Origin of the sequence: Streptomyces sp. QH1-20 (assembly GCF_041283565.1) — a bacterium.
GTDB classification, from domain to species: domain Bacteria; phylum Actinomycetota; class Actinomycetes; order Streptomycetales; family Streptomycetaceae; genus Streptomyces; species Streptomyces syringius.
The window spans coordinates 1-26450 of sequence record NZ_CP166299.1; the positions used below are offsets into that span (position 1 = coordinate 1).

Sequence of the window (26450 nt, forward strand, 5' to 3'; positions counted from 1 at the left end):
GTGAACAGGACGTTGGCCAGCGGAAAGGAGCCGGGGCGCCACCGTAGCCCGAGCTCCGTCAGGAGTTTTTCGAAGGGCATCTCGCGGTGGGTGTAGGCGCCCAGCGAGGAGCGGCGCACCTCGTGCAGCAGGTGTGTGAAGGGCGCGGCGGGGTCGACGCGGGCGCGGATCGGCAGGACGTTGACGAAGAACCCGACCGCCTGCTCGAAGCCGGGGCGGGTGCGCAGGGCCGCGCGGGTCCCCACCACCAGGTCGGTGGCGCCGGTGTGGTGGTACAGCAGGGCGTCGAACGCGGCCAGCAGCAGCATGAACAGCGACACCCGCTCGCGGCGGCCGACTTCGCGGAGGCTCGCGGCGAGGGGGCCGGGCAGGGTCAGCCGCTCGGTGGCGGACGGGTTCCGTCCGCCCTCGGGGGGCGCGTCGCCGGGCGCGGCGAGCGGCAGGTCCGGGAGCGGGGGTGCTCCGGCCAGCGTCCGCTGCCAGTAGTCCCGTTGCCGGGCGTAGACGGGTCCGTCGCACCACTGGGTCTGCCAGGCCACGAAGTCGCCGTACTGGGCCGCGGGCGGGGGAAGCGCGGGTTCGGCCCCGCGGAGGCGGGCGCGGTAGAGCCCGGCCCACTCGCGGAAGATCACTTCCCATCCGCTCCAGGCGTCGGAGACCAGGTGGTGCAGGGTGAGCCGGATCAGGTGCTCGTCCGGGGCGAGCCGGACGAGGGCGACCCTGATGGGGGGTCCTTGCGCCAGGTCGAACGGGTCGTGGAGATCGGCTTCGAGGAGCGCTGCCGCGGCGGCCTCGCGTTCGCGCGGGCGGAGGCGGGTGAGGTCGTGGAGGCGGTAGGGGAGGTCCGGCTCGGCGGTGACCCGTTGCACGGGGCGCCCGCCGGCCGTTGGGAAGGCGGTGCGCAGGGCGTCGTGGCGGCGTACCACGTCCACGAGGCTGTGGCGGAGGGCGGGTTCGGACAGCTCGCCGGTGAGCCGGAAGGTGCCCGGGTCCAGGTACTGCACGGGGCGCGTCATGCGTTCGAGGAACCACATGCCCTGCTGGCCGTAGGTGAGGGGGTAGGTGCTGCCCGCCGTCGGCCGCGCGGGGCGGTCGGCGGCCGGCGGACGCGGTGACGTCGGCGCGGCGCGGCCGGGGCGAGCGGTCATGCGTCGTCCGTGCCGTAGCCGGCGGCGATCAGGCATTCGGCCTGGCCGATGGCCGTCGGGTTGTCGAACAGCCGGTCCAGCAGGGTGCCTTCCAGTTCCACGGACTCGATCTCGCCGACGCCGTACTCGGCCAGCAGACGGCCGATGGCCTGGAGTGCGAGCAGGGAGTATCCGCCGAGTTCGAAGAAGTCGCCGTGGTGGATGTCGATGGACTCGGGTGTCACTTCCAGGACTTCGGCCCAGATTTTTTGGACGCGCTCCGCAACGGCGTGAGTCGAGGATTCGGAATTCCGGTAAGTCAATTTTTCCGACACAGATCCCCCAAGGGTTTTGTGCGAGTGACCGTGCTCATGAACGAGTTACCGAGATTCCTCGATGAGACCACATCCGGAACGGGGTCGCAACCATCTCCGGAGGCACTCCGGAACTGCCGGGAGACGCTCGCGTCAATTCATGACGGACGTCCGAACTCCGCTCCTGCGGCGCGCCGATGTCCTGTATGACACGTCAGCGGGAAGCCGCCGCTCTGCTCTCTCCGCGGACTGCCGGCGCCCCCCTTTTTTTCACTGTGCCGCCCGGGCCGGCCTGCCCGGCCTCGGTCCCCGCACGGACTCCCACCGGACGACCTCTGGAAGAGAGGGCGAGGGAGAACGCGCGGACAGCTGTGACCATGACTGTCGCCGGACAGCCGGCCGGCGCCCTCCCCTTGGGGCGCTCCGCGCCAGCCCTCCCCGCCCTCCTGCCCGTCGAGGCCCGGCGACGGCCCGCGACTTCGCCCATGCCCCCTGCCGCACCCCCGGGCTCCGCGACGCGGCTGTGGAGTCCGGCGCCACGGCGTTCACCGCCTGGTCCGCGTCGCCGCGCGAGGGCCGGTGCGCGCACCTGCTGGCCTGCCGGGACGTCCTGCAGGTCCCACGCCGGTGAAGTGGCCCGGCTGCTCACCGCGGAAGAAGGGAAGCCGCTGCGGGAGGCCGCGCCCTGGCCGAGGTGCGGCTGGCTGCGGACTGGTTCGGCCATGCCGCCGAACTGACCGTCGCCGACGAGTCGTTCACGGACGGGCGGGTCTCGCGGGTCGCCGTCCGGCGTGTGCCGCACGGCGTGGTGGCTGCCATCGCCCCGTCCGGTTTCCCCGTCCTCCTGAGCGTCTGCAAGGTCGCTCCGGCGCTGCTCGCGGTCAACACCGTGGTGCTCAAGCTTTCCCCCGACTCCCCGTTGGGGTGCTGCGGACGGGCGAGCTGTTCCGCGAGGCGCCCGCCCCGCGTGCTGAACGTGATCTCGGGCGACGCCGCCGGCCGGCCCCTTTGCGTAGCGGCGCGTATCCGGGACTCGGGGCGAGGGGCCGGGAGCGCTGAAGCATCCGGGGGCCGGCCGCGGGGGCTTCGGGCTTCGAGGGCGGCCGTCGGCGTACCGGAGGGCCGGCGTTGTGACAGGCCAGGTGCGTTGTGGGGGCGTTGACGGTAGCAGTGCGGGTGTCTGTGGGGCGAGGGAGTGTCTGCGCGGCCGGGGGTCGTGTTCGTCACGGAAGTTTCCGGCCAGCGGAGTGGCTTATTCCCTGGTTTTCGAATAGATCACGCCACGCACACGATAGCCAGATCAGTCCGTCCGGCTGGGATCAAGGGGGAGCCCTGTGAAGGACATTGTGAGACAACGCTGAGGTCAGGCGATGTGGCTTGGTGCCACCGCCGCAGTTGGGGCCGTTCCGGCCGTCGATCTCGCGTCCATGGGCACATCGGCTGGATCACTGCGGACCGTTACCGGTCTGTTCGACGCGCTGAGTGACAGCGCCCGGCCCCGCCCTCCGCCGCCACGCCCCGTCGAGGGCGTGTGTCCGGCTGCCCACAGCACGGTTTCCGGGAAAGGGAAAAGCTCATCAACACCGGGAGTTCTCGGCTGCCCACGCAGCAAAGCGTTCCGCTGTCGCCGTATCAGCGTGACATCTGGCTGGCCGCCACGCGCGCACCGAAGAGTCCGCAGTTCAATGCCACCATCGTCGAGGAGTTCACGGGTGCCGTGGACGTCTTCCTGCTCCGCGACTGCCTGACCCTGACCCTGGAGCGGCACGACGCCTTCCGGCTGCGCTTCGGCGAGAGGGACGGCGTTCCGCGCCAGTGGCTCGCCGACGCCCTGGTGGCGGACGGCACACCGCCCGTCGAGGTCGTCGACCTGTCGTCCGCGCCGGATCCCCGGGCCGCGTGCCTGGACTGGCGCGAGAGGGTCCTGCGGACGCCGTTCGACCTGGGCGGCGGGCCGCTGTTCAAGGTCGCGCTGCTGCGGGAGAGCGATGCGGCCGTCCACCTGCTGATCCAGACGCACCATCTGGTCGCCGACGGGCGGGCCATGGACCTCGTGCACACCGAGGCGACGGAGGAGTACGCGCGCCGGGTCCGCGCAGGGGCCGCGAAGGGCCGGGAGGTGGCGCCGTCGGCGCTGGAGGCCGTCGCCGGGCGGGGTGACTACTTCGCCTCGCCGCAGTGCGAGGCGGACCGGGCCTTCCACCGCGGTGAACTGGCGCGGACGGAGCCGAGTTTCTTCGCCCGGCGGCACGAGCCGCAGGCGGTGCCCGCCTTCGGCCGGCACACCTTCACCGTGCCCGGCGAGGTGGTGGAGCGCATCAAGGACGGCGGCGGCTCGCCGTTCGCGTTCCTCGCGGCCGCGCTGGGCACCTGGCTGGCGCGCGTCCACCGCACCTCCCAGGCCGTGCTCGGCACGCCGCTGCTCAACCGCCGTACGCGCGCGGAGCTCTCCACGGTGGCGCAGTACGCCAACACCCTGCCGCTGCGCGTCGAGGTCCCCGGTGGGCGGCCGCTGGCGGCCGTGGCGGCGCAGGTGCAGAACTCCCTGGCCCTGCTCCAGGAACACCAGCGGCTGCCCTACGGGGAGCTGCTGCGCGAGCTGCCGGCGGCCGGCGGATCGGAGCGCAGGCTCTACGACGTCACGCTGTCCTTCATGTCGCTCAAGCCGGTCAAGGCGCTGGCGGAGGGCGTCGGGCGCAGCGGGCCGATGCACTTCGCGCCGCCGCACGACCAGGAGGCGCTGGCGGTCTACGTGGTCGGCACGCGGGGCACGTCCGAGCTGAGCGTCGCCCTCAACTACGCCACGGACGTCTTCGATGAGGACCTGCCCGTCACCTCGCTCGTCGAGCACCTGATGTCGCTGATCAGGCACGGCCTGGACAAGCCGGAGCGGCCGGCGGCCGAGCTGCCCCTGGCGGGCGGGGCGGAGCGGGAGCGGCTGCGGCGTTTTGCCCGGGGGCCGCGCGTGGCGTTCGCCGAGGATGCCACGCTGCCTGCGCTGTTCGAGGCGCGGGCGGCCCTGGTGCCCGGGCGGCCGGCGGTGTTCCTGCCGGGCGGGCAGGGTGCGGTGAGCTATGCGGAACTGGAGGCCGGCTCCCGCCGGATCGCCGCGGCGCTGCGTGCCCGCGGTGTGGGGCCGGGTGACCGGGTGGCCGTGCTGATGGCGCGCGGGGCGCACCTGCTGCCGGCGATCCTGGGCATCCTGCGGGCGGGGGGCGCGTATGTGCCGGTGGACCCCGGTCATCCGGCGCGGCGGACCGGCTTCGTGCTGGCGGACAGTGGTGCGAAGGCTGTGGTGACGGACGCCCCGGTGCCGGCGGTGCCCCTGCCGGAGGGGGTGCTCCTGTGCCCGGTGGAGGAGCTGCTGAACGGACCGGACGGTGCGCCCGGTGCGGATGGCCCGGCGGGGGCTGCTGCCTCGGCGCGGGACCTGGCCTATGTGATCTACACGTCGGGCTCGACCGGGCAGCCCAAGGGGGTGATGGTCGAGCACCGGTCGGTGGTCAACCGGCTGGCCTGGATGCAGCGCGCCTACCCGATCGGCGCCGGTGATGTGCTGCTGCAGAAGACGCCCGTGTCCTTCGATGTGTCGGTGTGGGAGCTGTTCTGGTGGGCGATCGAGGGTGCCGCTGTCGCCCTGCTGCCGCCCGGCGGGGAGAAGGACCCGGAGCTGATGCTGCGCACCGTCGCGGAGCGCGGTGTCAGTGTGCTGCATTTCGTGCCGTCCATGCTGGGGCCGTTCCTGGATCTGCTGGAGCAGGCGCCACAGCGGCTGGCGGAGGTCGGGTCGCTGCGTTATGTGTTCTGCAGCGGTGAGGCGTTGCCGCCGGGGCGCGTCGAGCAGTTCCACCGGGTCTTCGCGCCGGCCGGCGGCCGGGCGCCGCGGCTGGTCAATCTGTACGGGCCGACGGAGGCGGCGGTCGATGTCTCGGTGTACGAGTGCGAGCCGGGGGCGGCGGCCGGGCGGGTGCCCATCGGGCGGCCGATCGACAACACGGAGCTGTACGTCTTGGGGCCGGACGGGGCGCCGGCGCCGGTGGGCGTGCCGGGTGAGCTGTGCATCGCCGGTGTCCAGGTGGCCCGCGGTTATCTGAACCGGGCCGAGCTGACGCGGGAGAAGTTCGTCGCCGATCCCTGGGTGCTGGGCGGCCGGCTGTACCGCACGGGTGATCTGGCCCGCTGGCTGGCCGACGGCACTTTGGAGTACCTCGGGCGCATCGACGGTCAGGTGAAGGTCCGTGGCAACCGGGTGGAGCTGGGTGAGGTCCAGGACGCGCTGGCCCGTGTGCCGGGGGTGCGCGAGGCCGCGGTGGCCGACCATGTCTCCGAGGGGCGCGGCACGTACCTGGTCGGTTACTACGTCGCCGAGGACGGGCGGGACCTGGACGAGGTCCGGATGCGCGGGCAACTGGCGGGTCATCTGCCGGAGTTCATGATCCCGGTCCGGTTCGTGCGGCTGGAGCGGCTGCCGCTGTCGCCGAACGGGAAGCTGGAGCGGCGTCTGCTGCCGGCGCCGGGCGCCGTGGAGGCGCAGGCTCCGGGTGCGGCGCCGTGCACGGCCGGGGAGAAGGCGCTCGCCGCCGTCTGGGCCGAGGTGCTGGGTGTGGAGCGGGTGGGGGCGCACGACAACTATTACGCCCTGGGGGGTGATTCGCTGCTGATGCTGCGCGTCCGGGCGCTGGCGGAGCGGCGGGGGCTGCGCTTCACTCTGGACGACCTCATGCGCCACCCGACCGTGGCCGGGCTCGCCGCGCACGTGGCGCAGACGTCCGGGCCGGCGGTGGAGGACAGTGCGCTGGCGCCGTTCGCGCTGGTCCCTGACGTGGACCGGGGGCGGCTGGAGGGCGCCGTGGACGCGTTCCCCATGAGCCGGCTGCAGATCGGGCTCGTCTACCACAGCCGCCGCGAGGAGCACTCCGCCGTCTACCACGACGTCTTCCGCTACCGGCTGGCGATGGTGTGGGACGAGGAGCGGTTCCGGCGTGCTTTCGACCGGCTCACCGCCCGCCATGCGGCTCTGCGTTCCTCCTTCGATCTCGGTGGGTTCTCCGAGCCGCTGCAGATCGTGCACGCGAGCGCACCGGGCGGCCTCGAGGTCGTCGATCTGCGGGGCAGCACGCCGGAGGCCGTCGAGGCGGCGATCGGGGCGCATGTGGAGGAACGGCGCTTTACCCGCTACGACTTCGCGCGGGCTCCTCTGTATCTCTTCCGTGCGCATGTGTGCGAGGGGGCGGTGGAGCTGGTGTTCAGCTTCCACCACGCCCTGCTCGACGGCGGCAGTGTCGCCAACCTGCTGCGCGAGCTCCTCCAGGACTACCAGCACATGTTGGGGGCGGCCATCGGCCCGGTGGCGGACGCGCCGCCGCCGGGCCCCGCCCATCACGTGCGCGAGGAGCGGGCGGCGCAGGCCGACCCCGCGGCGCGGGAGCACTGGCGGCGCACGCTGGAGGGTGCCGAGGTGCTGCGCCTGGACGGCTTCGCCCCGGCCGAAGCGCCGCGCGGGGGCGGCCATGTGGTGCACCAGGCCGTCTTCCCCGACGATCTCGCACAGGAGGTCCGGGCCCTGGCGCGGCAGCACGCCCTGCCGGTGAAGTCGGTCCTGCTGGCCGCGCACTGCCTGACCCTGCGCCTGTTCTCCGGGCTCGAGGAGTTCACCACCGGGCTCATCACCCACGGACGTCCCGAGCGTGAGGACGCCGAGCGGATGGCCGGCCTGTTCCTCAACACCCTTCCCGTCCGGGTGGGTGATGCCCGCGCCCAGGCGCCGGGCAGCTGGCTGGAGGTGGTGAGGGAGCTGTTCCGGCAGGAGCGCGAGGCCCATGCCCACCGGCGGTACCCGCTGAGCGCCATCCAGGAGGACCACGGCGGCCCGGTGCTGCACACGGCGTTCAACTACGTGCACTTCCACGTCCTGGCGCAGGTGCTGCGCCTGCCCGGTCTGCGGCTGGAGTCCTTCACGACGCGGGAGGAGACCGACTTCCAGCTGCTCGTCAACGCCTTCACCGACCCGGTCGACGGGCGTATGGGGCTGCGGGTCGACGGCGGCGGCCAGGGCATCACGGCTTCCCAGGCCGGGCTGTTCGCCCGGACCTTCACCGCGGTGCTGCGCCGGATCGTCACCCGGCCCGAGGAGGGGGTGGACTTCGCCTTCCTCGCGGCCGCGCCGCGGCCCTCGTCGGGCCCGGCGGCCACGCAGGATGTGGTGAGTCTCTTCGACCGGCAGGCCGACCGCACGCCCGGCGCCATCGCCGTCTCCGCCGGCCCCGGCGACAGTGAGGGCGAGGGTGCATGGACCTACCGTGATCTGCGCGAGAGGGCGGAGCGGGTGGCCCGGCGGTTGCTCGCGCTCGGCACCCGCCCCGGGGACCGCATCGGCCTCGCCACGGGCCGCTCGCGGGAGACGATCGCCGCCGTCCTCGGCATCGCCAAGGCCGGTGCCGTGTGCGTGCCGCTGGACCCCGCCTATCCGGCGGCGCGGCTCGCCGCCATGGTCGACCAGGCCCGTCCCGTCCGGATCATCGCCCGGGCGGCGGACGCGGCCCTCGTGCCGGACCCGGGCCTGCTGCTGGACGCCGAGTCGCTGCTGGACGCGCCGGACGCCCGGACCGCGCAGGAGGTGCTGCCGGCGATCGACCCGGCCGGCGGCGCCTACGTCCTGTTCACCTCCGGCTCCACCGGCCGGCCCAAGGGCGTGGCGATGCCGCACCGCTCACTGGCCGCCCTCATCGGCTGGCAGATCCGCGGCGCCTCGGCGGCGCCCGGCCGCACGACGGCCCAGTACGCGCCGCTGAGCTTCGACGTCTCCTTCCAGGAGATCTACTCCACGCTCTGCTGCGGCGGCACCCTGCGCCTGGTCACCGAGGACGAACGGCGCGACATGGCCGCACTGCTGCGGCTGCTCGACCGGGAAGAGGTCGAACGCGTCTTCCTGCCCTACGTCGCGCTGCAACAGCTGGCCGAGGCGTCCGCCGCGCTCGGCATCGTCCCGCGGCGGCTGCGGATCATCATCTCCTCCGGCGAGCAGCTGCGGGTGACCGACGAGATCCGCGCGCTCCTGGCCGCGCTGCCGGAGGCGGTCCTGGAGAACCAGTACGGGCCGACCGAGTCGCACGTCGTCACCCGCCACACCATGACCGGTCCCCCGGCCTCCTTCCCGCTGCTCGCCCCGATCGGCACCCCCGTCGAGGGCGCCGAGGTGCACGTCCTGGACCAGCGGGGCCGCCCCGTGCCGGCCGGTGTCAAGGGCGAGCTGTACCTGGGCGGTGCGGTGCTCGCCGACGGCTACCTCGGCGATCCGGCACTGACCGCCGAGCGGTTCGTGCGGCCGGCCGGCCACCGGGGGGAGCACCGGCTCTACCGGACCGGCGACCTCGCCCTGGTCCTGCCCGACGGCACCCTGCACTACGCCGGCCGCGCGGACACCCAGGTGAAGGTCCGCGGCTACCGGGTGGAGCCCGCCGAGGCCGAACTCGCCCTGACGGAGCTGGCCGCACGCCAGAAGGGGGCGCACGTGCGGGAGGCCGCGGTGGTGGCACGCAAGGACACCGGCGGACAGACCACCCTGGTCGCCTTCCTCGTCGGCGACGCCGACCGCACCGACACCCGCCTGCTGCGCACCGAACTGCGCACCGTGCTGCCGGACTTCATGGTCCCCACCCACTGGGAGTGGCTGCCCGCACTGCCGCTGACACCCTCCGGCAAACGGGACGACACAGCGCTGCGCACCGTGGCGCTGTCCCAGGCCGGCTCCCGCGGCGGCACCCCGCCCAGGGACGCCTACGAGCGGGCGCTGGTGGAGATGCTCGCCGACCTGCTGGGAGGCGGCCCCGTCGGGATCCACGACGACATCTTCGCCCGCGGCGCCACCTCGATCACCGTGATGCGGCTCGTCGTCCTCATCGAGCAGCGCTACGACGTCGCGATCGGGCTCTCCCGGTTCATCGCCGCACCGACGGTGGCCGCGCTCGCCGACCTGCTGCGCGCCGGCCACGCGGCCGCGGCCTTCGACCCGCTGGTGCCGATCCGCACGAGCGGCAGCCGGCGGCCGCTGTTCCTGACCCACCCCATGGGCGGCAACGTCCTGTGCTACCTGCCGCTGGGCCGGCACCTGCCCGACGACCAGCCGCTGTACGCCTTCCAGGCGGCCGGCGCCGAGCCCGGCACCGAACCGCTGCGGACCCTGCCCGAGATCGCCGCCTCGTACATCGCGGCCATGCGCCGCGTCCAGCCGACGGGCCCGTACCTGATCGGCGGCTGGTCCTTCGGCGGCTTCGTCGCCTTCGAGATGGCCCGGCAGCTGCGGGCGGCCGGCGAGGAGACGGCGCGGGTCATCCTGCTGGACACGGTCGCGGTCGGCCCCGACGCGCGGCGCGGCGCCTACACCGACGAGGCGCTGCTGGGCTGGTTCTTCTGGGAACTGCTCTGGCTGCGCCGCGGGGGCTCCTCACCCCTGGCCGTCGTCCCCGAGGAGCTCACCACGCTGGACGAGAAGTTCTCCTTCATCGCCGGCCTGGCCGTCCGTGAGGGCGTCCTGCCCGCCGACGGCGCCGACGCCCTGGTCCGCAGGCTCTTCACGGTCTACGCCGCCAACTGGCGTGCGACCGTGGACCACCGGCCGGAACCGGCCGAGCAGGACATCGTCCTGCTGCGGGCGAGCGAGCCGCTGCCGGAGGTCCTGCGGTCGATGCACGGCGCCGCCGGCACCCGCTACACCGACCCGGCCAACGGATGGCGCGAGGTGACCACCGGCACGGTGCACGTCGTGCCCGTCCCCGGCGACCACCTTACGATCATGGAAGAGCCGCACGTGGCGGACGTGGCCCAGGCCATCGCGGACCTGACCGGCACGGTCACCGCACCGCCGTCCCTCACCCGCCCCACCCGTTCCACCCCGAAAGGACACTGAACCATGTCCCTGCACACCCGTACCCGGGCGATCGTCGTCGGAGCCGGCATCGGCGGGCTCGCGACCGCCGTCGCCCTGCGGCGCGTGGGCGTCGAGGTGGAGGTCTTTGAGCGCGCGAGCGAGCTGCGGCCCGCCGGATTCGGCATATCCGTCGTGAGCAACGCCGTCGCCGCCCTGCGCGTGCTGGGCATCGACCTCGGCCTGGAGGCGCGCGGGCAGACCATCGCGCACACCGAGATCATGACCGGCCAGGGGCGGACCCTGCGGTCGCTGCCGATCGAGTCCGAGGGCGACCGGCTCGGCGCACCGAGCGTGGCCATGTACCGGGGCGACCTCCACGCGGCCCTGCTGGAGGGCATGGGCGAGGTGCCGGTCCGCACGGGCGCCGCGGCCACCGGCTACGAGAAGACGCCCGAGGGGGTGCGGGTGCGCTTCGAGGACGGCAGCGAAGCCACCGGTGACATCCTCATCGGCGCGGACGGCATCAACTCCGTCGTGCGGCGCCAGCGCACGGGCGACGGGCGGCCGCGCTACGGCGGCTTCCTGTGCTGGCTGGCCGTGACGCCCTACGAACACCCGCGCATGACCAAGGGGTTCAACGGCCACTACTGGGGGGTCGGCAAGCGGTTCGGCATCCACGACGTGGGCCACGGCCGCGCCTACTGGTGGGGCACCATCAACATGCCCGCCCACGCCGCCCGCGCCTGGAACGGCGACAAGGACCAGATCGTCCGCGCCTACGCCGGCTGGGCCGACGAGGTCCGCCACGCCGTGCGCACCACGCCCGTCGAGGACATCGTCGCCGTGCCGGCGCTGGACCGGCCCTTCCTGGAGCAGTGGGGCGACGGCCCGGTGACCCTGCTGGGCGACGCGGCGCACCCGATGCTGCCGAGCCTGGGCCAGGGCGGGAGCACCGCCATCGAGGACGCCGTGGTGCTGGCCCAGTGCCTGGCCTCGCACAGCGACCCCGTCGCGGCGCTGCGGGCGTATGAGAACACGCGCCGGGAACGCACCCGGTTCATGGTCGAGACCTCCCGTAAGTTCGCCGGCTTCGAGCAGGTGGAGAACCCGGTGCTGTGTGCCGTCCGCGACGCGTACCTGCGCCGCGCTCCGCAGTCCGTGCTCTTCGCCCCCTTCCAGCGGGCCCTGACCCCGCAGCTGCTGGGCAGTTGAGCCCCGCAGCCCGTACGGGCCGTTGCAGGCCGTGCGGCCGAGACATCCGGATACGACCAGGGAGCAGGCATGACCCAGCCCGACGCACGCACCGTCGTCACCCGTTACCTCCAGGCCCTGCGCACCCGTGACGTGCAGGCGATCCCCGAGCTCATCGCGGCTGACGCCGTCTACCGCATACCCGGCAGCCACCCGCTGGCCGGGACCTTCCGCGGCCTGGACGAGATCGCCGAGAAGTTCTTCACCCCCATGGGGGCGCTGTTCGACCCGGAGGCCTCCTACTCGGTGGAGGTCTCGCACGTCCTCGCCGAGGGCGACCAGGTGTCGGTCGAGTGCGTCACCCGCTCGCGGACCGTGCACGGCACCCCGTACGCGATCGATATCAGCGCGCAGTTCACGGTCCGTGACGGAAGGATCGTGAGCATGCGGGAGTACTTCGACACGCAGTACTTCGCCGCGACCCTGTTCGGACAGGGCGGGTAGGCGGGCCCCGGGGGGCGGGTCCTGGCGTGTTCCCCCTCCTCGGGCCTTGTCGGCCGGGGCGTCCATGGTGAGGCGTCCCGGCTCCGCCGGCCGGTGCCGTGACCCGGGTGGAACGGTCCGGCGCGGCGGGAACGGTCCGGCGCGGCGGCCCGGGCGGCATCCGCCGCCTGGTCTGAAGTCCGACGTCAGCACGGCCTGGAGAGGAAGGCGGCGACGGCTTCGGCGAAGCGGTCCGGGACGTCGTGGTGCACGACGTGACCGGCGGGCAGCTCGACGCGACGGATACGGCCGGCCCGGCGGGTGACCATGTCCTGGGCGTGATGGGCCGTCAGCTCGTCGCTGTGGGTTCCATGGACCAGCAGCGTGGGGCAGGTCACCGACATCCAGTCATCCCAGTGATCCCCGTTGAGTGCCTTCTGAGACGCCACGGTGTCAGCGATGCCGAAGGAGAAGCCCCAGCCCTGGTCTGTCTGACGGAAGGAACACTCCAGATAGGGCGCCGCCTCCCCCAGAGCCGCGGCCAGGGCCTCTTGGGACGGCGCGACGCCGGGAAGACGTGTGGTGAACGACCAGTCGCAGTCCACGACCGCACCGATGTCCTCGACGATCAGCGCGCTGACCTTGTCCGCGTGCCGGGCCGCGAACTGGTAGGCGTTCACCCCGCCCAGCGAATGGCCCAGCACCGGCACCGGGCCGGCCCCCAGATGCCGGTGAAAGGCCGCCACATCGGCTACGTACTCCGCCCGCTCGTAACGGTGAGCACGGTCGGACTCCCCATGCCCGCGCTGATCGAGCGCGATCACTCTCCACCGCGGAGCCAGCGCCGCAGCCAACGGAGCAAACGCCGACGCTTCGTTGTAATGCCCGTGCAGGGCCAGCAGCGGCCTGCCGGGACCCCCGAAGTCCAGATACGACAGTCTCCGGCCACCCACCATGAAGAATCCACGCATGGTGCGGATCGTAGGAGACGGCACTGACACCTCCCGGGCCGACCAGCACCCGCCGCAGCCCCCGCCCGGACCGGGCGCCCCCGCGGGCTGGTCGGTTCAGCGCGCCCGGAGTCATCTCCGTCCCGCGTGCCGCCCGCCCGGAGGACTTTCCGCAGACTGGTGAGGCTGTCGTCCGCATACCCCGCCACCACACCCTGCCGAGTGCTGCGCTCAGCCCGGGGCGGAGGGGCCCCGGGGGTGCGGTCCGCGAGAGCTGCCACCCGCCCGGGGGCACACTCCTCGGCTGGGTGCGGTTCGGGCGGATACCGGGTCAGGGAAGGGGGATACCACCGGTGGCGTTGACGATTTCGGCGGTGATGTAACTCGCTTCTTGCGAGGCGAGGAAGACGTAGGCGGGTGCCATCTCGGCCGGCTGGGCCGCGCGCCCCAGGGGACTCTGTTTCCCGAAGCCAGCCGTGTCCGGGAGAGTGGCGGGGATAAGGGGAGTCCATACCGGGCCGGGAGCCACGGCGTTGACGCGGATGCCCCGTTCGGCAAGCTGGCCGGCCAGCCCCTGGGTGAAGGTGACGATCGCCCCCTTCGTCATGGCGTAGTCCAAGAGGTGAGGACTGGGTTTGTAGGCCTGCACAGAGGTCGTGTTGATGATGCTCCCGCCTGCGGGAATGTGCGGCAGGGACGCTTTGCAGAGCCAGAACATCGCATAGAGATTGGTGCGCAGCACCCGGTCGAACTGTTCTGTGCTGATCGCCTCGAGGCCGTCGGGCTGGGCCATCTGGTAGGCCGCGTTGTTCACCAGCACATCGATGCGCCCGAACTCCCGTACCGCGTGGTCCACCACCCGGCGGCACTCTTCCTCTTCACGCAGGTCGCAGGACAGGGCCGTCGCCCGGCGCCCTGCGGCCTCGACGAGGGCGCAGGTCTCGTGGGCGTCCTCCTTCTCCTCGGGCAGATGCGTGAACAGCACATCCGCGCCTTCCCGGGCGAACGCCAGCGCCACCGCCCGTCCGATACCCGAGTCGCCACCGGTGATGACGGCCCGGCGGCCCTCCAGCCGGCCGCTGCCCCGGTAGGTGTCCTCACCGTGGTCCGGGCGGGGATCCATCCGGCCGGTGTGCCCGGGCGGTGTCTGTTCCTGGTCGGGGAACTCAGGCCGCGGGTAGCGCTCTGCCGGGTTGTCCCGGTTCTCCTGCGTCACAACGATCACCTCCCTCAGCCGCATACCCCGGGCCGGGCCGTACAGACGGTCCGGGTGCCGCACGCCATCCGGACGGTCCAGGAGTTTTTCGCAGAGCCTTTTTCCCATGCCGGGCTGCCGGGCTGCCGGACGGTTGGGCGGTTGGGCGGTTGGGCTGCGGTGCCGGCGGGGCTGTGTGTGCGGACCGCCTGCTGCGGCCCGAGCACAGCCGCCAGGGGTACAGTCCCCCTTCTTTCCGCTGTTTCGGGACGCCGCCTTGGGGGTCAGTCGGTGGACAGGGCTTGGAGCAGGTCGCCGGCCTGACGGTCGGGCAGGGCCCGGACGGCTCGGCCAGGGCGACCACACCCGCCAGGCGGTGGGCATCGATGACCGGCAGGCGGCGTGCCTGGTGCGAGCCCGTGGTGCGCTGGATCTGGCCGGCTGTGGCGTCGGCGGCGGTGGTGACGGCCTCGCCTCGGGCGAGTTCGCCCGCCTGGGGTGAGGGGTGGGGTGGTGGGGGCGAGCGGGGGCCGGCCGGGCGCACAGGATGGCGAAGAGACGGCTACGCCCCGCCGCACCGCCCCGGTCAGGCGTGCCCCGGGCCTGGTCGCACCCCGTCTGCCCGGCTCACCGGGATGAGGCCACTGCACCCGGCACCACCGGCGGCTCGTCCGCGGGGACTCCGCAGGAACACGGTTCCGCCCCCGGGAAGCCGTGCACGCGGGCGCGGGCAGGAGAGCGAAAACCGAGGCGGCCGGCTGTTCGGGCCCCTGAAGACGGGTGGTCATCCCCCAGAGCACAGGGAGTACAGCCGTGAGGGGTCCTCGGACCCACGGGGCGGGTCACCGGGCGGGGGCCGGGGACGGCGGGGCTCACCTGTACGCACCGCCGGGGCGGCTGGACGTCACGGGCCGCTCCACGATGGACAGGCACCCGGCTGTCCGGCCGATGGATGAAGGAGAGCACCTGATGTCCGACGACGCGATGGGTGACGAGGTCTACCAGCCGGACCGCTCGGGCACCCGGGACCGCCCCGACGGTCTCGACCTGGAGAACGCGCTGGAGGGGGACGGGCTCGACGAGACCCTCGACGAGGGCTACTCGCCGCCGGAGAAACCCCTGGCCGCGGAGCATCACGGCACGACAGCGCGGGAACAGCGGGAGGGCGAGAGCCTGGAGCAGCGCCTGGCCGAGGAGGAGCCCGACATCGCACCACCCGAGGGCGACGGCATCGGCGACCAGGTGGACACCGACGGCGAGGCTTTGGAGGAGGAGGCCGGCGACGCCCGGGCCGGGCGGCTCGTGGCAGCCGACGACGGGCTCCCGCGCCACGCGAACGACATGGTCGCCAGGGACGTCGGCACCGACGGCGGGGCCGCGTCCGCGGAGGAGGCCGCCCTGCACATCACCCCCGGCCCCGGGGAACGGCCGACAGAGCAGGAGGGAGAACAGGGGAAGCAGGGCGGAAGGCAGGGAGGGGAGCAGGAGGGGGACGACGCCGGCGGGACGAGGGGGACCTGAGGCCCGGTGGGTGGGTGGCCCTGCGCGCCCCCCGGCCCGCCCTCCCCCGGTGCCCCGCGCTCCCCCGGGTGCGTCACCGCGACCGCTGCCGGGAGGCGCGTGGGGGCGCTCAGCGGGCCGGCGGTCCGCTCCCCGCGGAGGCATCCGTCCCGCCCCGTGTCTGCCCGGGGCGCAGGCGGCGGGTCAGCCGGCGGGCCTCGGCCAGCAGGGAACCGGACAGCTCCATCGCGGCCGGCCCCAGGACCGGCCGTTCGGCCAGGCGGGCCCGCAAGTCCTCGTGGGCGGCCTCCACCTGCCGCAGCGTCCGCTCCAGCTCCCGGCGGGCGTCCTGGGTGTCCTCACCGGTCACCGTGCGGCCGTAGGCGGTGAGGGCCTGGCCCACCCCGTGCAGGAAGTCCGCGTACGGGCGGGTGACGTCGGTGTGCCGCACGCAACGCGCCGCCGAGGAGTCCGCCGCCGCCTCGGCCAGGACCCGTGTCAGGCCCTGCAGGTGGTCTGCCACGTCCTCCAGGGTGCGCAGGGTCTCCTCCCCCAGGGGCACGGGCCCGTTCGGCCGGGCGCGGCGACGGCGCTCGGGGTTCAGGCGGGTGCTCTCCTCGGCCCACTCCACCGCCGAGCGCAGGCCACGCAGCAGCCCGGGCAGCCGGCGGGCCCGTTCCTGCCACCGCACCGCCTGCTCGTACCGCCACGGTCCCTTCAGCCCGTCCGCGACCGCCTCGAGGATCGCGCAGCACTCGCGCACCACACCGCCCGCGGCTTCGTGGACGCTGCGCAGGTACACCGGCGGCAGGACCAGGGCGTTGACCACCACGCCCACCCCCGCGCCCAGGAACGCCGCCAGGACCCGGTCGGCCGCGATGCCCGCCGACCACTCACCGCCCGCCAGAGTGAACAGAGCGGACGTCGCCCCGGCGATGCCCTGCTCGCCGAAGTGCTGCCAGTTGCCGATCAGCAGCATCACCGGCAGGACGAGGAGCATCGCCGCGACCGGCCGGCCCAAGGCCATCGCACCGGCCGTCGCCACGACGGTCCCCAGCGCGATGGCCAGCGTCTGCTGGACGGCCCAGGCCACCGACCGGTAGACCGTGGTCCGCACCAGCACCAGCGCCACCCACGGCGCCATCAGGGCAAGGGTGTTACGCAACAGCCAGGCGGCCACCGACCACGCCAGGACCGCCGCGAGTGTCGCTTTGAGCGCCAGGACCACCAGGTCCCGCTCCCGGCCCGGCCCCTGCCAGGCCCGCCGCACCGACCGTGCGACCCCGGCCGCCTCCGCACATACCTTCCCTCCCGCAGCGTGCCTCATGACGATCCCCTGCCACACCGGCGGACTTCCATGCCCCTCCCCGGACCACCGGGCTGCCAGCGACAAGGAACGACGCACATGACGAGGCATAACAACGGGTGACAGGGGGTGACGAGGGACAGCGGCCGGCCCCGCCCGGCGCGCCGCCAAAACGCGGCACCCGCAACCCGCACCCCGCAACGGGCCGGTCGCGGTGCCCGGGGGCGGAGCACCGTGATGCCCCCCGGGGTGGATGGGCCAGCCGGGGGGCGGAGCACCGTGGTGCCCCCCGGGGTGGATGGGCCGGCCGGGGGGCGGCCGTTGCCGTTTCCCGGTCCGCCACCCGGGGCACGCGCCCCGCATGGATCATTGTGGGGCGCTTCCGCGCCCGCAACACCAGGGGCGAGGACCGCATCACGCACCTGGACACACTCGGCATGCCCCTGGCTGCACCTCGACGCCGTGAGCAGCAGTTGCGGATCCCGGGCCCGCGGATGTTCCCGGGGAAGAGCAGCGGACGGGGCGACGGGGGGGTGCAGGGGCGCGGGCATCGAGGCGGTCCGGCGGGATCTGTCGCTATCGTGGCTCCCGTGACTGGCTCTGCGCGGTGTTCCTTGTTGTTTCTCGATGTCGACGGGCCACTCATCCCCTTCGGCGCGGCATCCCGGCCGTATCCGACCTATGCGACGGGTCCCCAACCGCTGGGTGCCGGTACGAATCCGCTCCTGAACAGGATCGATCCCGGGCACGGGCCGCGGCTGGCGGCACTGCCGTGCGAGGTGGTCTGGGCGACGACATGGATGGCTGACGCGAACGAGTGCATCGCCCCCCGCATCGGTCTGCCGCAACTGGACGTGGTGATCTGGCCGGGGCCCTCCGGCATCGATGACCAGGACGAGCGGAACGGACTGCACTGGAAGACCCGCACACTGGTCGAACGGGCTGCGGGACGCCCGTTCGTCTGGGTCGACGACGAGGTCACCGACACCGACCGGGCCTGGGTCGCCGCCCACCACCAAGGACACGCCCTGCTCCATCGTCTCGATCCCCGCCACGGCCTGACCGACAGCGACTACACGGCTCTCGACGCGTGGCTGCGACAGCAGCTCTGAACACCCGGCCGGAGACGGTGAAGAGACCGCGGGAAAGACCCCGCGGCATGCACGGAGAGGGCTCGGCGGGCTCTCGGTTCGCGCCCGGGTGCGGCGGGGGGTAGGAGCCGGTACCGGTCTCGATGGCCGTGCCGGGGAAGGTGAGACGGTCACCGCGTCACCCGGGTGATCCCGCCCGCTGTCGGTGGGCCTGGTGGGCCCGGTGATCCCGTCAGCCCTGGTGGGCATGGTGGGGCCGGTCGCCGCGATCGGGGCCCAGGCGGTGGAGTCAGTCCGCTTCGCCCGACGGTGACGGTGACGGGCACCGGCTCGGCCCGCGTGCGGGGGGCGTGCGGGCGGGGGGTGCTTACGGGTGCCGGAACGGCCCGCGAGGCCCCCGGGCCTTCACCCGGGCTTCGCGGGCCTTCACCGAGTTGACCGGGTTCACCGGGGATCTCCTGCGGGGTGGTCCAGGAGGGTGGTGCGGGCCGCGGCGGCGTCGTGCAGGGGAACCGTGATGGCCGTGACGGGCCGTAACGCCCCCATCCGGGCGGGGACTTCCACCGGGGAGCCGAGGTGGAGGACGAGGGCACCGGCGGCCCTGCCGGGCAGGACGAAGCGGGATTCGGACGAGCGCTGCCCCGCCCAGTCCGCGACCCCGGACCGCTCCACCGCCGCGAGCGGGATCTCCACCGTGTGGTGCAGCCCCCAGCGCAGCACAACACACCCGGCGCGCACACCGTGCGGGCGCACCCGCCCGGCCACCGCCCAGGCCGCGGCCGCCGCCGCCGCGTACAGCAGCACCAGGGCCCCGGCCAGGACGAGGGGGGCCGTGCCGAGCCAGGCCGGCAGCCCCGCCGCACCCGCGGCCAGGACCACCGCCCCGGCGGCCGGGGCCCGGCCGGGCCCGGGCGACCGGCCCAGCGGTAGCTCCCCGGGCCCTGGCTCCGTTCGGAAGGTCACGGCCCGCGCGAGGATGCCCCATACCGACAGCTCCTGGCGCACGGCCTGGGCGACCGGCGGGGGCACGAGGGAGAAGAACGCACCGCCCAGAGCGGCCCGGCGCCCGGAACCGTCCCCGCGCAGCTGCCGGTACCCGCGGACGAGGGCGGCGCCGAAGACCAGGCCCAGGACGGCCAGCGTGCCCTCGGTGACGGCCAGGACCCCGGCCGCGATCCGCCAGTCCAGCGCACCGGCGGCCACCAGCACGATCTCGGCCAGCAGCACCGACAGCCCCGCCCACCGGCCCCGGCGCAGCCACCGCACCCGGCGGGCCCCCCGCCCGCCGGACGGCTTTTCCCCCGCGGTGGGGGCCGGGGGCGGTTCGGGGCCGGCCGCCAGGGCGCCGCGCACGGCCCGTACCGCCGCGCCGGGGTCGGCGGCGTGGATACGGATCTCCCGTACGGTCCCACTCGCCCGGCCCGCCTCGAGGAGGGCCGGGCGGCGCAGCCGGAGGACCACGTTGGTGGCCGACATCACCGGCACCGACAGCACCCCGTCACTGAGCTCCGCGGTACGGCTCTGGCCGGTCATCACCCGCCGCTCGGCCACCTCCCCCACCAGGCCCAGCGGGACCTCCGCGCGGAAAGCGGCACCGTAGGAGACGGTCAGTGTCCCGGCCGCCAGCCGGTGCGGACAGGCGGCCAGCGCCACAGCGAACCCCGCCGTCACATACGCCACCACCAGCCCCGTGAGCAGGGCTGCCACCCGCGCCCAGGGCGCCGACAGCAGGACATCGACCACCGCGATCTCCACCACCGACAGGAAAACGACTACGAACACGCCTCCCGCGACGTGCTCCTGGCAAGGGATCGCCACCCCCTCCGCACCCCGCCCCCACACCCGCGACAGCCCCCGCAGCGGCGCCCGCAACGCGGCAGCGACACTCACACCGCCGCCCTTGATCACGTCCGTGTCCGTCATCCCGACCCCCCACCACGAGCCCAACACACCCCGGACAGCACCCTGCCCCCCCGGGGGGGGGGAGTATCCCCGCCCCCGGCACACCACCACCACAGCCCCCGGCCACCGGCAAGTCCCGTGAACCCGGGCACACTTGGGCACCATCCGGCGGCTTCCGTACGCGAACACACCGGGCATCCACCCCGGCCCGGCTCCGAAGCAAACCCCAGCAGCCACCCGACCCCGGGGCAGGGACTGTAGAGCGGAGGCGGGGACCGGGCGGACACGCCCCAGCAGCCTCCCGGCCGGGAGCCGAGGCCGGCGAGCGTAGGCGGTGGAAGCAGGGACCGGGCAGGCGTGCCCCCCGGGGGGGGGCGGCCACCCGGCCCGGCGGCGAAGGGCGCTCCGGGCAGCGAAGGAGGCGTGGACCGGGCAGGCGCACCCCGGGAGGCCGGGACGCCCAGGGGGCGGGGCGGCTGAGCGGCGGCGGAAGAGGCGGGGACCGGTTTGGCTCACCCCCGGGGGGCGACCACCCGAAGGCCCGGTACCCCTTCTCCCCCGGCGGCACCCGGCCCGGAGAGTGTGAGGGGCTGCCGCCTCCGCGCCGCCCGGCATCGGCACCCCCACCCGCCCCCCGCGAGCGTGACCCTCACCATGAACACCGGCAACGCAGAAAAGACCCGCAGAAACCCGGCACGACCCCGGCACAACACAAAAGACTCCGTTGATCAGGACCACACCGCCGGGCAGCCCCGCATTGCGGGTTCACGTTCACGTTCCGTGCCCGTTCAAGGCCGCACTCGCGTTCGCTCTCGGGGCCACGCCCCCGTTCACACTCCCGTTCGCGGCCACGTTCCCGTGCGGGAAGACGGGCTCAGGCATGCCTACCCACCACCGGCCCGCCACCGGGCGGCCACCGGCCCACCGCCGGCCGCCGCCGGGCACAAAACGGCGCCGGTGCCACCGGGCGGGCGGGGCGGTGCCCGTCGAGCGGGGCTGCGGGCCTGGTCACGGCCCCCCTGCCCGGGGGCTCCGCCTGAAGGACCACCACACCGGCGGGTTAGCATATGAGCGCCGCCTAGCTCGAAAGATGGACCTGTGACTGTCAATGACGACGCGTTCACTAACTGGAAGAACCGCGAGGAGATCGCGGAATCGATGATCCCGATCATCGGGAAGCTGCACCGGGAACAGGACGTCACCGTCCTGCTCCACAGCCGCTCCCTGGTGAACAAATCGGTCATCAGCATCCTCAAAACCCACCGGTTCGCCCGCCAGATAGCCGGCGGAGAACTCTCGGTCACCGAGACCCTGCCCTTCCTCCAGGCACTGACCACACTCGATCTCGGCCCCTCCCAGATCGACATCGGCATGCTCGCCGCCACCTACAAGAGCAACGACGAAGGCCTCTCCGTCCAGGACTTCACCGCCCGCGCCGTCGCCGGCGCCACCGGCACCGCGAAAACCGAACGCCCCGAGCCCCGCGACGTCGTCCTCTACGGCTTCGGCCGCATCGGCCGCCTCGTCGCCCGCCTCCTCATCGAGAAAGCCGGCTCCGGCAACGGCCTGCGCCTGCGCGCCATCGTCGTCCGCCCCGGCAACGGCCGCGCCGCCGACGACCTCGTCAAACGCGCCTCACTCCTGCGCCGCGACTCCATCCACGGCCAGTTCCAGGGCACCATCACCGTCGACGAGACCCACAACAAAATCATCGCCAACGGCAACGAGATCACCGTCATCCACGCCGGCGACCCCTCCGAGATCGACTACACGACATACGGCATCAACAACGCCGTCCTCATCGACAACACCGGCAAATGGCGCGACCGCCAAGGCCTCTCCCAACACCTGCGCCCCGGCATCGACAAAGTCGTCCTGACCGCACCCGGCAAGGGCGACATCCCCAACATCGTCCACGGCGTCAACCACCACACCGTCAAACCCGACGAGCAGATCCTCTCCTGCGCCTCCTGCACCACCAACGCCATCGTCCCGCCCCTCAAAGCCATGGCCGACGAATACGGCGTCCTGCGCGGACACGTCGAAACCGTCCACTCCTTCACCAACGACCAAAACCTCCTCGACAACTACCACAGCGCCGACCGCCGCGGCCGCTCCGCACCACTCAACATGGTCATCACCGAAACCGGCGCCGCCTCCGCCGTCGCCAAAGCCCTCCCCGACCTCAAAGCCCCCATCACCGGCAGCTCCATCCGCGTCCCCGTCCCCGACGTCTCCATCGCCATCCTCAGCCTCCGACTCGGCCGCGAAACCACCCGCGAAGAAGTCCTCGACCACCTCCGCAACATCTCCCTCACCTCCCCCCTCAAACGCCAAATCGACTTCACCACCGCCCCCGACGCCGTCTCCAGCGACTTCATCGGCTCACGCCACGCCTCCATCATCGACGCCGGCGCCACCAAAATCGACGGCGACAACGCCATCCTCTACCTCTGGTACGACAACGAATACGGCTACTCCTGCCAAGTCATCCGCGTCATCCAACACATCACCGGAATCGAACACCCCACCTACCCCACCCCCACCCAATAACCCGGGCTAAGACAAAGCAGCACACCCCGGGCGCACGGGGCCCGGTCGCGCCGGTGGGGCAGGCACCGAAACATGCCTGCCCCACCGGCACATCAGACGCGACGACGCATCAGGTCACCCCAGCGGCAACACCGCATCCTCCCGGTATGCCGCAGGGATCACACCACCGTCACCCCTACGGGTTGTCCCGTAACTGATCTTTCGCATGAGGGCGGTTGGTCAGGGCTGGGTCCTGGGGACCACCTGTTGGCTCCGCTCACGGAATCGCTTCGTTCTCGTGGACTGTCCGGTTTGATCATTTGGTGTCCAAGGTGGCCCAGGGCGCGACGGGGTTGCGGGCAGCTCCATCTGGCGAAATGAGCGACAGAGTCCCAAGTCCCCTTGGTACGGTGCACCGATGTCAGCGATCAGGACGTGCCAAATCGCCTTCGACTGCGCGGAACCTGAGCGCCTCGCTCGCTTCTAGTGCGAGGTGTTGGGGTACGTCATACCGCCGCCGCCAGCGGGGCTTGCCACTTGGGATGATTTCAAGCGTTCGCAGCCACCTGAGCAGCGGGATTCATGGTTCGCCTTCATTGATCCTTCAGGTGTGGGCCCGCGACTGTCCTTTCAACGCGTCCCCGAAGGGAAGGCCGCCAAGAACCGGGTGCACCTTGATGTGCGGGTCGGCACCGGACTCGTGGGTAAAGAACGCCTCGCCGCACTTGAGGCTGATGCGCACGACTGATCCCGCTCGGCGCGGTACACGTGCGAACGCTGTATGACGGTAATGATTCGTGCACCCCGATGCTGGACATCGAGGGCAACGAATTCTGTATCGACTGAACGTATGGGGCGGGAATTATCCCGTGAGGGCGAGGTTGTGCAGCCGGGCGATGCCGAGCAGGGCGGTGTGAACGCCGTCGCCTTTCAGCGACCGGCGTACCGCACGGACTTTTCGAGGAGCGTGAACGACTTGGTCGTACCGCCCGGCTGCGGCTTGCCCTCCTTGTGGCCGACGACGCGGTACCCGCAGTCGAGGTAGTAGGCGGTCAGACGAGCGTTGCCTGCCAGACAATCGAGGCGGACCAAGGTTCGGCCCGATTCGGCCACGCGGCGCTCGGCGGCCCGCAGAAGCCGCTGTCCCGTCCCCGGCGGGACCGTGTCATGGTCCACCATCAACCGATGTATGTATCCGGCTGTCGGGGGCTGGGGTCCCCAAGCGTCCATGTCCTCCCACCACAACTCCCAGGCCCCGACGGCACGGCCGTCGGCCTCCGCGATCCAGACTTCCCCGTCGTCCATGATCCGCAGGAAGTGGTCCTCGCCCAGTTCTCCGGGCTGCCACTGGCCGGTGATGCCCTGGGCGTTCATCCAGCGTGCGGCGTCGTCACGGAGGCGTACGACGGAGGCAAGGTCGGCGCCGGCAGCCATGCGGAAAAGTAGATCACTCACGCCGCGATCTTCGCACAAGCATCCGCTTCCGCCGGATGGGAGACCGGCCCAGTTCGACTGCAGCACCGGGCGGCCCCATCGGACCCGTGGCCCACCTCGAGGGCTACCACGCGCGCCCGGGGGCCTGGCACGCAACCAAACCGCTAGCGACGTTGATGATTCCCACGGATACGCGTAGGTCGCGCATTGAAAGAGCACCCTCCCTCATGATGATCTTCGCGTGGGGTGGGGAAATCTGAGCAGATCCCGCGTGCCGTGACGAGTCCTACGGCGGTCGGCGGTCGTACTGTCGAACCGTTACCGAGGAGGACTACTGATGCGCAGCGTGACCTATTCGATGGGCGTCTCGCTTGACGGCTACATCGTCGGACCGGACGGCGACTTCGACTGGACGGCGCCCGACGAGGACGTCTTTCGCTTCTGGATCGACGAAATTCGACAGGTCGGCGTCCATCTGTTGGGACGACGTCTGTACGAGACGATGCTGTACTGGGAGACCGCCGACCAGGATCCATCGCTCGACGACTCAATGCTCGAGTGGGCCGCGATCTGGAAGCCGCTCCCGAAGGTGGTGTTCTCCACCACGCTGTCGGCGGTGCAGGGCAATGCCCGCCTGGCCGAGGGCGGCTTGGCGGAGGAGATCGAGCGGTTGCGAGCCGAGCCCGGGGAGGGCGACATCGCGATCGGCGGCGCGACTCTCGCCGCCGAGGCGGCTGCGTTGGATCTGATCGACGAGTACCGGACCATGGTCTACCCCGTCCTGGTTGGCGATGGCATCCCTTTCTTTCCCCAGCGCGAGCGCCGAGTGGATCTCGAACTCGTCGAAACCCGCACCTTCAGCTCAGGAGTCGTCTACCTCCGCTACCGCGTGGCGCGCCGGGCTCTGCTTTAGAAGTTGCAGATGTGCTGGGTGGGCACGTCAGGAAAAGTTCGCGGGCGGCCATCGAGATCGTGCAGTCGCGGGCAATCCGCCCGGTGCTGGCCTCAGTGGCGCCGTCGTGTTCGCGCATGCGGAGCAGACTCTTCCGACAGGTCACAGTCATTCTTTGATGGTGATGATGAGGGCGGTGTCCTCGCAGCGGGGCGGGGTGGGCTGCATCGCGCCTCCTGGTCTCGGATGTGGGGCGACTGTAAACAATTTGTCTGGCCACGGAGTTACCTTTCAGTTGTCGAACCACACGACGAGCCGGACGTTCTCGCTACCGTGGACGTCAGCAAGTGCCTGCATAGCCATCCACACCGGCGTCCATTCGCTGGTTTCCGCTATCGCGTCCCGCCGGATCATCCGCACGACGCGGTAGAGCACGTCGCCCTGTGTCCACTCAGCCCGCTCGGGTCTGCTTTGAATATCCTGGAATGACTTCCCGGTAAGGACCCGGCCGTGGTCGGGAGTGAACGTGTACTGGTGGACACGTTCGTCTACTGTGTCAGCGGATTCGTCCCAGTCCACCTGGTCCAGCTCGGCCCAGCTGGCCCAGGATGAGCTGTGGCAGTCCGGCTCCCATGTCTCGTAGGCATCGCGGGTCTGGGCTGATACATCGCCGGGCAGGCCTCGACCTTCGGCGATGGGGCGGAAACCGGCGTAGTTCCGCACGCCGAACAGGCAGCCAAAAGCGTCGTAGTCACGCCCGCCGTACAGCAGGTCCAGGCTGATCGCGGCGTGCCAGGCGGCATCCTCTTCGTCGAGTGTTCCGAAGGTGGCCCTGCACTCAACGAACCCATGTATGTCGGTTCCCATGACGGCCCATCCTCCTGCCCTGGTCTGGCCAGCGCCAAGCGCTCTCGGCTTGGGTTGACGGGTCAGGGGCGGCCAAACAGGGCTCCCCCGTCCGCGTGACTGCTCGAAAAGGCACGGCCTGGTCTTGAAGTGCCATTACTCGGTCGGGGGAGCCCCACGCCAGGTGGATGTAGCCGCCGCAGTGGCGCTCCGCAGACAGGGCCAGATCCCTTTCCAGGGAGCGCCCGGTACGGGCTGCTTCCCAGCCCCGAAAGCCCTCAATCAGTGAAGAACGGACGGCTCATGGCTCGGAATCCCGTCGGGGGACTATAGGGACGGGCATCACGAGTGTGGTGAACACTACCTGGGCCGCAACTTGAAACAGCAGCTCTTCCACTACGTTACCGAACAGGAGAAACCATGTGGGCAACAGGATCAGAGCGGTCACCATCGCCCTGAACACCGGTGACTCCATCTCATGATGGGACAGCCCTGCCAGGACAATGATGAAGATCGACGGAAGCCCGATCAGTACGAAGCAATACATTCCCGCATCGAGATAGGACAAGAAAGAGTCCCAACACGAGAGTTGCTCGGAGAAGGAAGTGGTCTCCCGGGGCGCCACCAGCCCGACGGCCGTCCAGGCCAGAGCATAGACCAGAAGATACAAGAGCACGCAGCGGACGATCCGCCAGACAACGCCCTGACGCCATGCCGCCTTGGCCGGGCGGGATGCTCTCATCGCGACAACTCTTCTCGATGGAGCTGGCCGACCTGCTGACCATTGGAGCGGCCGCAGCCGCTCCCGATCAGCATCCGTC

The 26450-nt window shown here is 71.8% G+C and carries 19 protein-coding genes and 1 pseudogene; 10 read left to right on the forward strand and 10 right to left on the reverse strand.

From position 1 onward, the window contains the following. Both AB8O64_RS00005 and AB8O64_RS00010 read right to left on the reverse strand, forming a co-directional pair. Positions 1-1148: condensation domain-containing protein (locus AB8O64_RS00005; protein WP_370416989.1), on the reverse strand; the 1148-nt coding region annotated here is incomplete at its 3' end. Continuing rightward, positions 1145-1462, reverse strand: coding sequence for a phosphopantetheine-binding protein (locus tag AB8O64_RS00010; RefSeq protein ID WP_370416990.1), 318 nt, complete (start codon positions 1460-1462; stop codon positions 1145-1147). The genes AB8O64_RS00010 and AB8O64_RS00005, both read right to left, overlap by 4 nt. A 673-nt stretch (positions 1463-2135) precedes the next feature. Between AB8O64_RS00010 and AB8O64_RS00015 the strand changes: the two genes are divergently transcribed. The 4 genes from AB8O64_RS00015 (at position 2136) to AB8O64_RS00030 (ending at position 12002) form a co-directional block, all read left to right on the forward strand. Beyond that, positions 2136-2603 (forward strand): aldehyde dehydrogenase family protein, encoded by a 468-nt coding sequence (locus AB8O64_RS00015; protein WP_370416991.1) that lies wholly within the window; start codon positions 2136-2138, stop codon positions 2601-2603. A gap of 435 nt (positions 2604-3038) precedes the next feature. Further along, positions 3039-10346: an amino acid adenylation domain-containing protein gene (locus AB8O64_RS00020; protein ID WP_370423748.1), complete on the forward strand. Its 7308-nt coding sequence runs from the start codon at positions 3039-3041 to the stop codon at positions 10344-10346. Between the two features lie 3 nt (positions 10347-10349). Beyond that, the gene (locus tag AB8O64_RS00025; protein WP_370416992.1) at positions 10350-11519 is read left to right on the forward strand and encodes an FAD-dependent monooxygenase; all 1170 of its coding nucleotides are present in this window, start codon (positions 10350-10352) and stop codon (positions 11517-11519) included. Positions 11520-11588: 69 nt separating this feature from the next. Continuing rightward, positions 11589-12002 (forward strand): nuclear transport factor 2 family protein, encoded by a 414-nt coding sequence (locus tag AB8O64_RS00030; protein WP_370416993.1) that lies wholly within the window; start codon positions 11589-11591, stop codon positions 12000-12002. A 185-nt stretch (positions 12003-12187) separates the two neighbouring features. Here the strand turns inward: AB8O64_RS00030 and AB8O64_RS00035 are convergent, their stop codons facing one another. Then, entirely contained in the window at positions 12188-12952 is a 765-nt protein-coding gene (locus AB8O64_RS00035) for an alpha/beta fold hydrolase (RefSeq protein WP_370416994.1), read from the reverse strand. Between the two features lie 310 nt (positions 12953-13262). Further along, on the reverse strand, positions 13263-14147 hold the full coding sequence (locus AB8O64_RS00040; RefSeq protein WP_370416995.1) for an SDR family oxidoreductase: 885 nt from the start codon (positions 14145-14147) through the stop codon (positions 13263-13265). A gap of 355 nt (positions 14148-14502) precedes the next feature. Here AB8O64_RS00040 and AB8O64_RS00045 point away from each other — a divergent pair, with 355 nt between their 5' ends. Both AB8O64_RS00045 and AB8O64_RS00050 read left to right on the forward strand, forming a co-directional pair. After that, positions 14503-14628 (forward strand): hypothetical protein, encoded by a 126-nt coding sequence (locus tag AB8O64_RS00045; RefSeq protein WP_370416996.1) that lies wholly within the window; start codon positions 14503-14505, stop codon positions 14626-14628. 467 nt (positions 14629-15095) lie between these two features. Further along, the gene (locus tag AB8O64_RS00050) at positions 15096-15647 is read left to right on the forward strand and encodes a DUF5709 domain-containing protein (protein WP_370416997.1); all 552 of its coding nucleotides are present in this window, start codon (positions 15096-15098) and stop codon (positions 15645-15647) included. 109 nt (positions 15648-15756) lie between these two features. On the opposite strand, the gene AB8O64_RS00055 is transcribed toward AB8O64_RS00050, so the two are convergent. Then, entirely contained in the window at positions 15757-16953 is a 1197-nt protein-coding gene (locus AB8O64_RS00055; protein ID WP_370416998.1) for an aromatic acid exporter family protein, read from the reverse strand. A 569-nt stretch (positions 16954-17522) separates the two neighbouring features. Between AB8O64_RS00055 and AB8O64_RS00060 the strand changes: the two genes are divergently transcribed. Beyond that, on the forward strand, positions 17523-18044 hold the full coding sequence (locus AB8O64_RS00060; RefSeq protein ID WP_370416999.1) for an HAD domain-containing protein: 522 nt from the start codon (positions 17523-17525) through the stop codon (positions 18042-18044). Positions 18045-18467: 423 nt separating this feature from the next. Here AB8O64_RS00060 and AB8O64_RS00065 read toward each other — a convergent pair whose 3' ends face one another. Continuing rightward, positions 18468-19946 (reverse strand): hypothetical protein, encoded by a 1479-nt coding sequence (locus tag AB8O64_RS00065; RefSeq protein WP_370417000.1) that lies wholly within the window; start codon positions 19944-19946, stop codon positions 18468-18470. A 1077-nt stretch (positions 19947-21023) separates the two neighbouring features. Between AB8O64_RS00065 and AB8O64_RS00070 the strand changes: the two genes are divergently transcribed. Together AB8O64_RS00070 and AB8O64_RS00075 are read left to right on the forward strand one after the other, a co-directional pair. Further along, positions 21024-22478, forward strand: coding sequence for a glyceraldehyde-3-phosphate dehydrogenase (locus tag AB8O64_RS00070; RefSeq protein WP_370417001.1), 1455 nt, complete (start codon positions 21024-21026; stop codon positions 22476-22478). Between the two features lie 397 nt (positions 22479-22875). Next, positions 22876-23303, forward strand: a pseudogene (locus AB8O64_RS00075) (VOC family protein). A gap of 84 nt (positions 23304-23387) precedes the next feature. Here AB8O64_RS00075 and AB8O64_RS00080 read toward each other — a convergent pair. Then, entirely contained in the window at positions 23388-23891 is a 504-nt protein-coding gene (locus tag AB8O64_RS00080) for a GNAT family N-acetyltransferase (RefSeq protein ID WP_370423749.1), read from the reverse strand. A 337-nt stretch (positions 23892-24228) separates the two neighbouring features. Here AB8O64_RS00080 and AB8O64_RS00085 point away from each other — a divergent pair, with 337 nt between their 5' ends. Continuing rightward, positions 24229-24804 (forward strand): dihydrofolate reductase family protein, encoded by a 576-nt coding sequence (locus AB8O64_RS00085; protein ID WP_370417002.1) that lies wholly within the window; start codon positions 24229-24231, stop codon positions 24802-24804. A 270-nt stretch (positions 24805-25074) separates the two neighbouring features. On the opposite strand, the gene AB8O64_RS00090 is transcribed toward AB8O64_RS00085, so the two are convergent. The 3 genes from AB8O64_RS00090 to AB8O64_RS00100 are packed head-to-tail and all read right to left on the reverse strand — an operon-like array spanning position 25075 to position 26371. After that, the gene (locus AB8O64_RS00090; protein WP_370417003.1) at positions 25075-25650 is read right to left on the reverse strand and encodes a hypothetical protein; all 576 of its coding nucleotides are present in this window, start codon (positions 25648-25650) and stop codon (positions 25075-25077) included. Next, positions 25622-25915, reverse strand: coding sequence for a DUF6228 family protein (locus tag AB8O64_RS00095; RefSeq protein WP_370423750.1), 294 nt, complete (start codon positions 25913-25915; stop codon positions 25622-25624). The genes AB8O64_RS00090 and AB8O64_RS00095 overlap by 29 nt, the downstream gene beginning before the upstream one ends. 15 nt (positions 25916-25930) lie before the next feature. Next, positions 25931-26371, reverse strand: coding sequence for a hypothetical protein (locus AB8O64_RS00100; protein ID WP_370417004.1), 441 nt, complete (start codon positions 26369-26371; stop codon positions 25931-25933). Positions 26372-26450: the final 79 nt, after the last annotated feature.